We start from the raw sequence: 13,234 nt of genomic DNA, 5'->3' as shown, positions 1-13,234 counted from the left end.
CTGCGACACCTGAGATTGGCGATGACGATTGAGCCACGGACCGTCTTTTCTCTTGTCTGACAGGCCGTAGATTGTTGGCGCGAGCAAAAACTCTGGCTAAATCTTTGACCTTACTGCATTTTTTCGAGCACGGAGGCGCGGCTTCCGCTATCCCCGGCCGAAAGTCGATTGCCGTCTAGCACAGGCATTTTAAGACCGCAATGCGTCGTTCCGCATGGTTTTCAGGCACTATTGTCGCATCCGGCGAAAGTCGCCCGTCTTCGATCGCGGAATACCCAATGATTCAGGGCAGAAAGCCGAAGGCGAAGGCGAGCGGCAACGCCGCCAGGACCAATTCCAGCACAATGGAAACCCAATTGAAAGGCGTGTTGGCGCCATCAGACATCATCGACAGCAGCCGGCCGAAGGCAGTGAACAGCCAGGAGAAGCCAAGCGCCATGTAGATCAGCGGCTGCGCCAGCAGGATACAGCACAGGCCGACACCCAGATAAAAGCCCGACATCCTGCCGCGCCCCTCGGCGATCGCCGCAGCCTTCTCTGGCTTGACCTGCAGGCGCAGGGCACGAAAGGCGAGACCCGGCGCCAGGAAGAACAAAAGCCCGAGCAGCACCGTGAAGACGGCGCTCGACCAAGCCAGCCATTCGCCCTGGCTCGTCGGCCATGGAAGCGCAAAATCCATCTTGTCCCCTCGAGATGCCTGTTTTGAAATTCCGGGCATTCTAACGGAGGAAAGCCCCCGCGCCAGATGGGTCCAGGTACTTTAGGCAGCGCGCATCAACCGAGCGCGAATTCCACAGCCGCCTCGACATGGATGCGCGTCGTGTCGAAGACCGGGATGTCGAAATCCTGCTGGCCGATGAGCATGGTGATCTCGGTGCAGCCCATGATGACGCTGTCGGCCGCCTCTTCGCGGCGCAGGCGTTCGGTCTCGGCGATATAGGCCGCCTTTGAAGTCTCCTTGACCATGCCCTGGCACAACTCGTCGTAGATGACGCGATGGACCATGTCGCGCCCGGCCGCATCCGGCACCACGGGGTCCAAGCCAAATCTGTCAGCGAGCCGGCCCTTGTAGAAATCCTGCTCCATGGTGAAGCGCGTCGCCAGCAGCGCCGGACGCTGCATTCCGGCACGCTTGACCGCCACTGCGGTGGCATCGGCGATGTGGATCAGCGGGATCGACACCGACGCCTGCACCTGATCGGCCAGTTTGTGCATGGTGTTGGTGCACAAAAGCAGACCTTCCGCGCCGCCGGCCTCAAGCTTGCGCGCCGCTTCTACGAGGAGCACGCCGGCACCGTCCCAGTCGCCGTGATGCTGCCGCTCGGCGATTTCGGCAAAGTCGAACGACCACAGAAGCAGTTTCGCGGAATGCAGCCCACCCAGCCGTTCGCGCACGATCTCGTTGAGCAGGCGATAGTAGATGGCGGTCGATTCCCAGCTCATGCCGCCGAGCAGGCCAAGGGTCTTCATATGAGTTTCCACATCTCGCTGGCTTGCGGGCAACCTATCGCTGAAAGCGCAACCTTACAAAAAACTCTGCGGGTCGACGTCGACCTGCACCCGGACCGAGCCGCGTTGCTTCGGCCCGTTGGCCAGCATGGCCCTGATAAAACCTTGCATGTCGGCGCGCCGTTCGCCCTGGATCAGCAGGCGGAAGCGGTGGCGGCCGCCGAGCAGGGACAGCGGCGCCTCGGCTGGACCCAGCACGAACAGATCTGACGCCTCGGGTGCTGCGCGGCGCAGGCCGCGTGCATGGCCCTCGGCTTCCGCTCGCGTCACCGCGCTGACGATGACGCCGGCGAGCCGGCCGAAGGGCGGCAGGGCGGCCCGTTCGCGCTCGGCAATCTCGCGCTCGTAAAAAGCCTCGGCGTCGCCGGAGACGATCGCCCGCATCACCGGATGGTCGGGCTGGAAGGTCTGCAGCAGTCCAAGGCTCTTCTTGCCGGTGCGGCCGGCGCGGCCTGTCACCTGGCTGAGCAACTGGAATGTGCGTTCGGCGGCGCGTGGATCGCCGTTGGCAAGGCCGAGATCGGCATCGACGACGCCGACCAGGGTCATATTAGGGAAATTGTGGCCCTTGGCGACGAGCTGCGTGCCGATGACGATATCGGCCTCGCCGTCGGCGATCGCCTCCAGCTCCAGCCGCAGCCGCCGCACGCCGCCCATCAGGTCTGACGACAAGACGATGGTGCGCGCGTCGGGGAAATGCGTCACGACCTCTTCGGCGATGCGCTCGACACCCGGTCCGCAGGCGACCAGATGATCGAGCGTGCCGCATTCCGGGCAGGCTTCGGGGCGGCGCTCATTGTGCCCGCAATGATGGCAGACCAGTTGCCCGCGAAACCGGTGCTCGACCAGCCAGGCCGAGCAGACCGGGCAGCCGAAACGATGGCCGCAGACCCGGCACAGGGTCAGCGGCGCATAGCCGCGCCGGTTGAGGAACAGCAGCGACTGCTCCTTCCTCTCCAGCGTCTGGCGCATCTGGTCGAGCAGCACCGGCGACAGGAAACCGCCACGCGCCGGCGGCGCACGCCGCATGTCGACCGCCTTCAGATGCGGAAGCGCCGCCTCGGCGAAGCGAGCGGAAAGCACCGCCCTGTTATATTTACCTTGGCTGGCATTGACCCGGCTTTCGACCGACGGCGTCGCCGACGCCAGCACCACGGGGAAGCTGCCGATATGGCCGCGCACCACCGCCATGTCGCGCGCATTGTAGAAGACGCGGTCCTCCTGCTTGTAGGCAGGGTCGTGCTCCTCGTCGACGACGATAAGGCCGAGCTCCTTGAACGGCAGGAACAGCGCCGAGCGCGCGCCGGCGACGACCCGCACGCCGCCCTCCGCCACTTGCCGCCAAACCCGCTCGCGCATCCGCGGCGGCAGGTCGGAATGCCATTCGCCCGGCTTGGCGCCGAAGCGCTGCTGGAAGCGCTCGAGAAAGGCATGCGTCAGCGCGATTTCCGGCAGCAGGATCAGCACCTGCCTGCCCTGGTCGAGCGCAGCCGCCACAGCCTCGAAATAGACCTCGGTCTTACCGGATCCGGTGACGCCGTCGAGCAGCGCGACGTTGAACACGCCGGCTGCGACATTGGCGCGCAGCATCTGCGCCGCGGCGCCCTGGTCCGGCATCAGTTCCGGAATAGCGTAGCCGGGATCGGGCGCGGCCACCACCGGGCGCGGCGGGATCATCACGGTCTCGAACACGCCTTGCGCCCTCAGGCCGTCGATCACCGTCGAGGACACGCCGGCGGCGTGAGCGAGGCCGGAGCGCGTCCAGGCAAGGCCGCCTTCGGCCGTCTCCAGCACGCGCTGCCTGGCGCCCGTCATCCGGTCAGGTGCGAGAAGCGTGCGCTGCAACCCCTCGATCCACGGTTCGGGGTCGAAAGCCTCCGGCGCCCTGAGCAGCATGCGCGCCACCATGCCGGGCGGCGATAGCGTGTACTGCGCCACCCAGTCGACGAAACGGCGCATCGCGCGGTCGATCGGCGGGCAGTCGAAGACCTGTTCGATAGGACGCAGCTTTTTCGCGTCGACCTTCTCGACCGCGCCATCCCAGACGATGCCGGCGACCTGGCGCGGCCCGAGCGGCACACGCACGATCGAGCCCGGCACCACGCGCATGCCGGCCGGCACGGCGTAGGTGTAGGGGCGTTCGGCGGGCATCGGCACCAGCACCGGTGCGGCTGCGACAAAGGGCGAATCTTCGATCATGAGGCGTGACCTTGCCCTGACTTTGGTCTAGATCAAAGGCCGACCCCAAATGTGCATGACATGCACATGAAAATCTTCAGGAGACCCGCCATGAAATTTTTTGTCGACACCGCCGACGTCAAGGATATCCGTGAGCTGAACGATCTGGGGCTGCTCGACGGCGTCACCACCAATCCGTCGCTGATCCTCAAATCCGGCGGCAAGATCGCCGAGGTCACCAAACAGATTTGCGACATCGTCAAGGGTCCGGTTTCGGCTGAAGTCACCGCCACCGAATATTCCGAGATGATGCAGCAGGCCAAGGTTCTGGCCAAGATCGCCGACAATGTCTGCATCAAAGTGCCGCTGACGCTGGACGGTCTCAAGGCTTGCAAGACGATCCGCACCGAGATGAACCGCCTGGTCAACGTCACCCTGTGCTTTTCGGCCAACCAGGCGCTGCTGGCGGCCAAGGCCGGCGCCTCGTTCATCTCGCCCTTCGTCGGCCGCATCGACGACATCGGCATCGACGGCATGGAGCTGATCCAGGAAATCCGGCAGATCTATGATAATTACGATTTCCAGACCGAGATCCTCGTCGCCTCGGTGCGCACCGTGAACCACGTCAAGCAGGCGGCACTCATCGGCGCCGATGTCGTGACCGCGCCGCCGGCGACCCTGAAGGCCCTGGTCAACCATCCGCTGACCGACAAGGGCCTCGCCGCCTTCCTCGCCGACTGGGCCAAGACCGGCCAATCGATTGGCTGAGATGGCGATCGGCTGAAGCCAATGCGCTTGCAGTGAAAAAAGACCGGGCAACCGGTCTTTTTTATGTGCTGCGGGTGGGGTGACTTTCCATGTCTTTGTTTTTGGGTGCCTTGCACTAGCTCTTTTGGCTTTACTGCATCGCAGCATTGCATCCAGCTGAAATCGAGAGCGACAAGTTCAAAACAGGATATTTGATCGAGTTCACCAGATCGACACGCTGCTGAAGCATACCCTGGATATCACGCTAGAGAGATGCCCTTCGACGAACTTAAAAAACGATGACTTGGTCGAACCCTTTGTAAAGGTGCTGGCTGTAGCTTCGATGTTTTAGCTACTGGGTCGAACATGAGCCTTCTAATCTCAATCGCCTTTTCTGTTCTTGCATCAATAGGACTCGCTTTCGCAAAGGCATTTTCAATCTACGGCCTCATTCGGGACAAACGTTATTCGTGGGTGAGTTTCATAGTGATTTCGGTCGTGTGGCTTGGCGCAACGGTGCTGAGTGCCAACCGGACGTGTGGTCAATGGGGGTGTAGCTGGGGCCTTCACTTCGGTTGGATTCTTGCCCTGTTGCCTCAAGGCTTCGTGACGAATGTTGCGTTAGGTGAGAAGCTATTTGTGATTGCGTTGCTTACATATTTGGGACTGTGCATCTATTTCTTCGGGCATGTCATTGGCTGGTTATCCTATGTGGTCGTCAGCATTGGAAAGGCCGTCACTAACCGCTAGTGTAGATGCTTAAGGTTTAGGCTGGGATAGGTGATGGAATTCACGAGCTTGACCCGCAGCTGAAGCATCCCCTGAAGCATGATCCCATAACGGCCGGGGTCGCTCAGTCCGCGCCGTCATCCTCAGGCACGGTCGCCGGCTGGCGCCGGCCCATGATGATTTCGCGTTTGCCAACATGGTTGGGTGCGCCGACCAATCCTTCCTTTTCCATACGCTCGACCAGGGATGCGGCGCGGTTGTAGCCGATGCCGAGGCGGCGCTGGATGTAGGAGGTCGAACACTTCTTGTCGCGCACCACCACCTTGACCGCCTCGTCGTAGATCGCATCGCTGTCTTCGGCTGCAACCGATCCCTTGTCGAAGACCGCGCCCTGGTCCTCGTCGATTTCTTCCTCATCCTCGTCGGCGGTCACGGTTTCCAGATATTCAGGCCGGCCCTGCGCCTTGAGATGCGCCACGACGTGCTCTACCTCCGCGTCGGAGACAAACGGCCCATGCACGCGCGAAATGCGCCCGCCACCCATCATGTGCAGCATGTCGCCCTGGCCGAGCAGCTGCTCGGCGCCCTGCTCGCCCAGGATGGTGCGGCTGTCGATCTTCGACGTCACCTGGAAGGAAATCCGGGTCGGGAAATTGGCCTTGATCGTGCCCGTGATGACGTCGACCGAGGGACGCTGCGTTGCCATGATCAGGTGGATGCCGGCAGCACGCGCCATCTGCGCCAAACGCTGGATGGCGCCTTCGATCTCCTTGCCGGCGACCATCATCAGGTCGGCCATCTCGTCGACGATGACGACGATGTAGGGCATCGGCGCCAGGTCTACTTCCTGCTGTTCGAAAAGCGGTTCGCCGGTGCCCTTTTCGAAGCCGGTCTGCACCGTCATGACGACGGTTTCGCCCTTGTCGCGGGCTTGGGCGGCGCGCTCGTTGTAGCCGTCGATGTTGCGCACACCGAGCCGCGCCATCTTGCGATACCGGTCCTCCATTTCGCGCACCGCCCATTTGAGCGCCGTGACGGCTTTCTTGGGATCCGTGACGACGGGCGTCAGAAGATGCGGGATGCCGTCATAGACAGAGAGTTCGAGCATTTTGGGATCGACCATGATCAGCCGGCATTCTTCCGGCTTCAGCCGATAGAGCAACGACAGGATCATGGTGTTGATGGCGACCGACTTGCCGGAGCCGGTGGTTCCGGCCACGAGCAGATGCGGCATCTTCGCCAGCTCGGCGATGACCGGCTCACCCCCGATCGTCTTGCCGAGACACAGCGCCAGCTTGCAGCTTGTCTTGCGGAAGCCCTCGGATTCGATCAGTTCCCGGAAATAGACGGTTTCGCGCATCTCGTTCGGAAGCTCGATGCCGATGACGTTGCGGCCGGGCACGACGGCGACGCGCGCCGAAATCGCCGACATGGAGCGGGCGATATCGTCGGCAAGCCCGATGACGCGAGAAGATTTGACGCCCGGCGCCGGCTCGAATTCATAGAGCGTGACGACCGGGCCGGGACGAACATGAATGATCTCGCCACGCACGCCGAAGTCTTCGAGCACGCTTTCCAGCAGATCCGCGTTCTGCTCGAGCCGCTCCTGCGACATGTAGAAGCCTTGTCCCTCCGGTGGCTGCTGCAACAGCTCTTCCGAGGGAAGCTCATAGGGATCGCCCGCGGTTGACAGCACGACCTTTCCAGCCCCAGGCAAGCGTGCAGAGCGGGCGCCAACGGCCTTGGCAGGGACGTTCGCACTTGGCGCGGCCGGCGCGGAAACGGCGACGCTTTTGGCGGCTGGAATTGCGACAGGCTGGACCGGCGACGGCGCATTGCTCGCCGGCACGTCAGGTTGGGCGACGGCCTGGTTCGAATTGGCCGGCCAAACATCCGGCAACGGCTTCAAGGCCTGGCCCGGCAGGCAGTCGATGACACGAAACAAGGCGGTGGCATCGGTCCCTGTCGTCGGACGGATGTCGATCGGCATAGTGGTGACTGGCGCTGCGGCGAGCGGCGCAGGCGACGCTGAACCGGTTTGCCGGGCCGGCGGCGAAACGTCGACCAGATAGGGTGCCATAGCCTCGAAGAAGGCATGATCCGAAAGATAGGGCCAGCGCAGCCTTTCGGTTTTGATCGGGGCGCCCGGAGCAACGGACGCACGCGCGGATGCCCGTCTCGTTGCGACCGTCCTCGGCGGCACCGGCGCAACGGCTGGCACCCTCTCCCTGGCGCGCACGGACGGGACAAAAGCAGCAGCCGGCGGCAGTGGCCCTTGCGTGGCGTGCCCGGTCTGCGGCTGGGAGGCAGGGCTTTTCACCGACGCCGGCAATGCCAGGAGCGAGGGCGCGGAGGACGCCCTGCCGACCATGGGTTGCGCAACGGCTTGCTGTGCCGGGCGCGTCGCGCCGTGTTCGACGACACGCTCGTGCTGCGGATGATGCTTCCTGGCCTCATAATCCGGCGTGCGTGTAAAACGCACGTTGGGTGCAAGGAAGAAATATTCCTGCCAGGCAGGGCTCTCGATATCGCCGATTTTCGAAGGCGTGTCGTCCGAGCCACTCCGCGGCTCCATATAGGGCCGCTTGTTGCCGCCGAGATCGACCATAGGCGCGGAATAGCCGGCCTGGCGTGTGGCGGGCTGCCGACCGTCCGGCTCCTTGCGAGCCATACGATCAAGGGCGCCTGCGGCGGAAGAACTTCGCTGATCACCCCTGTCGCCGATGCTCTCGAAGCGCTTCCCCTCGGGATCATCAGGCGGTGCGGCCGTCGACAAATTGACCCGGGAAAAACGCTTGGCTTCCATTCTCAAGACTCACTCTGAAATGTCTGCCGAGCAATAGGGAGCGAGTGGTTAACAGTTGCTTCCCGGATGGGTCGCCTACGATCCTGAGCGCCAAAATCTTCGCGAGCGACGCGGCACGATCGTCGCCTCGCCGCACCCACCGCGGTGGCGCGATCTACTCGCTGTGCCATAGCAGGCCGATGGGTCTCTTCGGCCAATCTCTGTTCAGAATCTGGCTCTGTTCGGGAATCTGGTCATGATCCCACGATCATCCCGTCATGCCTGGGGCGCCAGACCGTTTTCGTGAAGCAGATGAGGTGCGCTAGCCGGTCTTGCCGTGCCGGACAAGGTCCTGGGCAATGGACAGCTGCAGCGCTTCCGCCAACTCTCGCGCCGCGCGATTCTCGGCGTCGATCTGCGCCCGGTATGCGGCGAATTCCTGACGCGGCCTGTCGAAGGACGAGGTGATCGAACGCTTGCCGGATGCGATCACCACGCCGGTCTTCGCATCGGCCAGCGTATAGCTGCCGGTCAGCGTCACGGAACCGGCGGTCGGCTCGTCTTCGTCGGTTCCGACCTGCACAAGTGCCGCGGACTCGACCGCTTCGGTCACGCCGAGATTGAGCGAATAGGCCGGCGAGGCCGGCTCGCCGGCGCCTCGTCCAAACCCGAAAATGAGATTGTTGCGCACCTGTTGGCCGTAACGCGTATTGACCGGCTTGATGCCGATCAACGCCAGTTCGGCACTGGCACTGGCCTGCGAACCCGACAGTGGCGCGCTCGAATAGAGCGGCCGCACCGTGCAGGCCGAGACAAGCGCGAGCGAACCTATCAGGCCGGCAAGCGCCATGCGGCGCAGCAAATGGCTCAACTCTGTCTTTTCCCGATCAGGCAACGACATTGACGATCCTCTGCGGCACGATGATCACCTTGCGCGGAGCCTTCCCTTCGAGTGCTTTCTGCACGAAGTCGAGAGCCAATACCGCTTTTTCGACCGCACCTTGGTCCGCGTCGCGGGCAATTGTCAAATCCCCCCGCTTCTTGCCGTTGACCTGTACCGGATAGGTGACTTCGTTGTCGACGACCAGCGCCGGATCGAAGACCGGCCAAGGCCGTTCGGCAACGAGATCGGTGCCGCCGAGCGTTGCCCAGCACTCCTCGGCCAGATGCGGCATGACCGGCGCGATCAGATGCACGAGAATCTCCACCGCCTGCCGGCAGGCGCCTTTCAGCGCTGCATCGGCCTTGCCTTCTGCCACCTCGTTAAGCGGCGTGGTCAGCGCGTTGGCCAGTTCGTAGATGCGGGCGATGGCGCGGTTGAAAGCGAGCTTCTCGATATCCTCTCCGACCGCCTTGAGTATCTTGTGCGCGGCCTTGGAAACCACCGCGGCCTCGCCGCTGCTGGCCGCCACGGGCTTGATGCCGGCCAGTGTTTCGGCCGCCGTCGACACCAGGCGCCAGATGCGCTGGATGAAGCGATGCGCGCCGGCGGCGCCATCGTCGGTCCACTCGACATCGCGCTCGGGAGGCGAATCCGACAGCATGAACCAGCGCGCCGTATCGGCGCCGTAGCCATCGGTGATGTCTTCCGGGCTCACAGTGTTCTTCTTCGACTTCGACATCTTTTCCAGCGGGCCGATGGAGACGGTCTCGCCGGTGGCGATCTCGATGGCGCTGCGCTTGCCGTCAACGTCGTCCAGCCGAACTTCGGTGGGCGCCAGCCAGCGGCCGTTCGATGCCGAGCCAACACGATAGGTTTCGTGCACCACCATGCCTTGCGTGAACAGGCCCTTGAACGGCTCGGCCAGATCGACATGGCCGGCCTCGCGCATGGCGCGGGTGAAGAAGCGCGAATAGAGCAGATGCAGGATCGCGTGCTCGATCCCGCCAATATACTGGTCGACCGGCAGCCATTCGTTGGCCGCCTTGGGATCGGTCGGTTCATGTGCCCACGGCGCGGTGAAGCGGGCAAAATACCACGACGAGTCGACGAACGTGTCCATCGTGTCGGTTTCGCGCCGCGCATCCCTGCCGCATTGCGGACATTTCACATGCCGCCATGTCGGATGACGGTCGAGCGGATTGCCCGGGCGGTCGAAATCGACATCGTCGGGCAGCTTCACCGGCAGGTCCGCCTTCGGCACCGGCACCACGCCGCAAGCCTCGCAATGGATCATCGGGATAGGGCAGCCCCAGTAGCGCTGGCGCGAAATGCCCCAATCGCGCAGACGGAAATTCACCTTGCGCTCGGCCATCGGCCGGTTGCCGATCGTCTTCTGCTCCAGCAGTTTGGCGACTTCGTCGAAAGCCTGATCCGGCTTCAAGCCGTTGAGAAAGCGCGAATTGATCATCACGCCGTCATCGACATAGGCTTCATCGATGATCTGGAACGTCGCCGGATTCTCGCCTTCCGGCATCACCACCGGAATCACCGGCAGGCCGTATTTGTTGGCGAAGTCGAGGTCGCGCTGGTCGCCGGACGGGCAGCCGAAAATGGCGCCGGTGCCGTATTCCATCAGCACGAAATTGGCGACATAGACAGGCAGCGTCCAGTTGTCGTCAAACGGATGGACGACGCGGAGGCCGGTGTCAAAACCCTTCTTCTCAGCTGTCTCCAGCGCCGCCACCGAGGTGCCCATATGGCCGATATCCTCGATGAACTTCGCCAGTGCCGGATTGTGCGCAGCGGCCTTCTTGGCCAACGGATGATCGGCGGCGACAGCCATGAAGGAAGCGCCGAAGATGGTGTCGGGCCTTGTCGTATAGACTTCCAACTCATGCTCGCCATCGGAGGCGTCGGCCAGAGGCCAACGGATCAGCAGGCCTTCCGAGCGGCCGATCCAGTTCTGCTGCATCAGCTTCACTTTTTCCGGCCATTCGTCGAGGCCTTCGAGCGAATCCAGCAGATCCTGGGCGAAGTCGGTGATCTTGAAGAACCACTGCGTCAGTTCGCGCTGTTCGACCAGCGCGCCCGAGCGCCAGCCGCGCCCGTCGATGACCTGCTCGTTGGCAAGCACCGTCATGTCCTCCGGATCCCAGTTGACCTTGGAGGATTTGCGCGTCACCAGCCCCTTCTCGACAAAGTCGAGGAACAGCATCTGCTGGCGGTGGTAGTAATCGACGTCGCAGGTGGCGAATTCGCGCGCCCAGTCCAGCGACAGCCCCATGACCTTGAGCTGCTCGCGCATGGTGGCGATGTTCTGGTAGGTCCACTCCTTGGGGTGGACCTTATTCTGCATCGCCGCGTTTTCGGCCGGCATGCCGAAGGCGTCCCAGCCCATCGGGTGCAGCACGTTGAAGCCCTTGGCCCGCTTGTAGCGCGCCACCACGTCGCCCATCGTGTAATTGCGGGTATGACCGATATGGATGCGCCCCGACGGATAGGGGAACATCTCCAGCACGTAGTATTTCGGGCGCGGATCGTCATTGTGCGCTTCGAACAGCTTCTTGGCGTCCCAGGCCTTCTGCCATTTGGGCTCTGACGCGCGCGGATTGTATCGTTCGGTTGCCATGGGACGTTTTTCACTTAAAAGCATGCGCGAACTGCGGGCGATGGCTCGGCAGTTCAGGGAATGTGGTCCGGGTGTTCACCATGGTTTGGCAAACCCGTCAACCATATGGGTACCGCGTCTGACAAAAACGCCGGTCAAAACAGCAGGATTTGCATATGGGTGACGCCGTTCAGCAATTTTTCGCGGTCAAGGCGAAGATCGCCGCCGCCGAACGCGAGGCCGGCCGCGAAGCCGGCGCCGTGATCCTGGTCGCGGTCTCAAAGACCTTTGATGCCGCCGACATCGGCCCGGTCATCGAAGCCGGCCAGCGCGTCTTCGGCGAGAACCGGGTGCAGGAGGCGCAAGCCAAATGGCCTGATCTGAAGGACGCATTTCCCGACATCGAACTGCATCTGATCGGCCCGCTGCAATCCAACAAGGCTAGGGAAGCGGTAGCACTGTTCGACGTCATCGAGACGGTCGATCGCGAGAAGATCGCCGCCGAACTCGCCAAGGAGATCGCCAAACAGGGCCGCGCGCCAAAACTCTATGTCCAGGTCAACACCGGCTCCGAGCCGCAGAAGGCCGGCATCGAGCCCCGCGACGCCGTGGCCTTCGTCGCCCGCTGCCGCGACGTGCACGGCCTCGCCATCGAAGGCCTGATGTGCATCCCGCCGGCCGACGAGAATCCCGGTCCGCATTTTGCGCTGTTGGAGAAGCTTAGCAAGGAAGCCGACGTCGCCAAACTCTCAATGGGCATGTCCGGCGACTACGAAACAGCAATCGCCTTCGGCGCCACCAGCGTCCGCGTCGGTTCGGCGATCTTCGGCACTCGCTGAGACGCAACGGCCTTTGGGCCAATCCGACAGGCTCGTTGCTCCAGGACTGGAAACGAAACGTACCGTTCCTATTTGCTTTGGGTCGTCACAAACTCTCTGGAGCCGCCACCATGCGCTACAACCAGCTTGGAAATACGGGGATGTTCGTCTCCGAACTGTGCCTCGGCACCATGACCTTCGGCGCCGCCGGCCAGAATGCCCAATGGGGCCTGATCGCCAGCCTCGACCAGAAGGGCGTCAACGAGATCGTTGCCCATTCGCTTGCCGCCGGCGTCAATTTCTTCGATTCGGCCGACGTCTACTCCTTTGGCGAATCCGAACGGTTGCTCGGCCAGTCGCTCAGGGATCTCAAGGTCAACAGGCAGAATGTGGTCATCGCCACCAAGGCGCATGGCGCCATGGGTGAAGGCCCCAACCAGCGCGGCTCGTCACGCGGCCACATCATGGATTCGGTCGATGCCAGCTTGGAGCGGTTGCAACTCGACCATATCGATCTCTATCAGTTGCACGGCACCGACACCGTGACGCCGATCGACGAAACGCTGCGGGCGCTCGACGATCTCGTTGCCAGCGGTAAGGTCCGCTATGTCGGCGTCTCCAACTGGGCGGCATGGCGCATCGCCAAGGCGCTCGGCATCGCCGAGCGCAAGGGTTTCGCCCGTTTCGAGACCGTGCAGTCCTATTATTCGATCGCCGGCCGCGATCTCGAGCGCGAAATCGTGCCGCTGCTCAATGAGGAGAAGCTCGGCCTGATGGTGTGGTCGCCGATGGCCGGTGGCCTGCTCTCCGGCAAATATGGCCCCGGCGCACCCGGCAATGGCGAAGGCCGCCGCGCGTCCTTCAACTTCCCGCCGGTCAATGAGGACCGCGCCTGGGCGGCCGTTGCCGTCATGCGCGACATAGCCAAAAAACATGATGTGAGCGTCGCCACGGTGGCGCTCGGCTATGTCCTGGCC

Annotated in this window: 10 protein-coding genes; 4 read left to right on the top strand and 6 right to left on the bottom strand. The window is 62.8% G+C overall.

Annotated elements, in window-relative coordinates; translation table 11 throughout:
* Positions 1-283: 283 nt before the first annotated feature.
* The 3 genes from EN879_RS08295 to EN879_RS08285 form a co-directional block, all read right to left on the bottom strand.
* Positions 284-679: a DUF4345 family protein gene (locus EN879_RS08295; RefSeq protein WP_013529034.1), complete on the bottom strand. Its 396-nt coding sequence runs from the start codon at positions 677-679 to the stop codon at positions 284-286.
* Between the two features lie 95 nt (positions 680-774).
* Positions 775-1,470, bottom strand: coding sequence for an aspartate/glutamate racemase family protein (locus EN879_RS08290; protein ID WP_063169453.1), 696 nt, complete (start codon positions 1,468-1,470; stop codon positions 775-777).
* Between the two features lie 54 nt (positions 1,471-1,524).
* Positions 1,525-3,708: a primosomal protein N' gene (locus tag EN879_RS08285; protein WP_063169454.1), complete on the bottom strand. Its 2,184-nt coding sequence runs from the start codon at positions 3,706-3,708 to the stop codon at positions 1,525-1,527.
* A 90-nt stretch (positions 3,709-3,798) separates the two neighbouring features.
* Between EN879_RS08285 and fsa the strand changes: the two genes are divergently transcribed.
* Both fsa and EN879_RS08275 read left to right on the top strand, forming a co-directional pair.
* Positions 3,799-4,455, top strand: coding sequence for a fructose-6-phosphate aldolase (gene fsa, locus EN879_RS08280; RefSeq protein ID WP_024504222.1), 657 nt, complete (start codon positions 3,799-3,801; stop codon positions 4,453-4,455).
* A 345-nt stretch (positions 4,456-4,800) separates the two neighbouring features.
* Positions 4,801-5,184: a hypothetical protein gene (locus EN879_RS08275; RefSeq protein ID WP_127218570.1), complete on the top strand. Its 384-nt coding sequence runs from the start codon at positions 4,801-4,803 to the stop codon at positions 5,182-5,184.
* A 103-nt stretch (positions 5,185-5,287) separates the two neighbouring features.
* Here the strand turns inward: EN879_RS08275 and EN879_RS08270 are convergent, their stop codons facing one another.
* The 3 genes from EN879_RS08270 to leuS all read right to left on the bottom strand — a co-directional run bounded on the left by EN879_RS08270 (position 5,288) and on the right by leuS (position 11,460).
* Entirely contained in the window at positions 5,288-7,969 is a 2,682-nt protein-coding gene (locus EN879_RS08270; RefSeq protein WP_063169455.1) for a DNA translocase FtsK, read from the bottom strand.
* A 301-nt stretch (positions 7,970-8,270) separates the two neighbouring features.
* Entirely contained in the window at positions 8,271-8,849 is a 579-nt protein-coding gene (gene lptE, locus EN879_RS08265) for an LPS assembly lipoprotein LptE (protein WP_013529029.1), read from the bottom strand.
* Positions 8,836-11,460: a leucine--tRNA ligase gene (leuS, locus tag EN879_RS08260; protein WP_063169456.1), complete on the bottom strand. Its 2,625-nt coding sequence runs from the start codon at positions 11,458-11,460 to the stop codon at positions 8,836-8,838. The genes lptE and leuS overlap by 14 nt, the downstream gene beginning before the upstream one ends.
* A 155-nt stretch (positions 11,461-11,615) precedes the next feature.
* Between leuS and EN879_RS08255 the strand changes: the two genes are divergently transcribed.
* Both EN879_RS08255 and EN879_RS08250 read left to right on the top strand, forming a co-directional pair.
* The gene (locus EN879_RS08255; RefSeq protein WP_027163466.1) at positions 11,616-12,278 is read left to right on the top strand and encodes a YggS family pyridoxal phosphate-dependent enzyme; all 663 of its coding nucleotides are present in this window, start codon (positions 11,616-11,618) and stop codon (positions 12,276-12,278) included.
* Between the two features lie 110 nt (positions 12,279-12,388).
* Positions 12,389-13,234 (top strand): aldo/keto reductase (locus EN879_RS08250; RefSeq protein WP_164774340.1); only part of this gene is annotated, 846 nt, incomplete at its 3' end.

The sequence above is a fragment of the Mesorhizobium sp. M7A.F.Ca.AU.002.02.1.1 genome, assembly GCF_003998535.1.
In the GTDB taxonomy this organism is placed as follows: domain Bacteria; phylum Pseudomonadota; class Alphaproteobacteria; order Rhizobiales; family Rhizobiaceae; genus Mesorhizobium; species Mesorhizobium ciceri.
The sequence above is the reverse complement of the archived record's forward strand: the minus strand, read 5'-3'. Positions and strand labels throughout refer to the sequence as shown.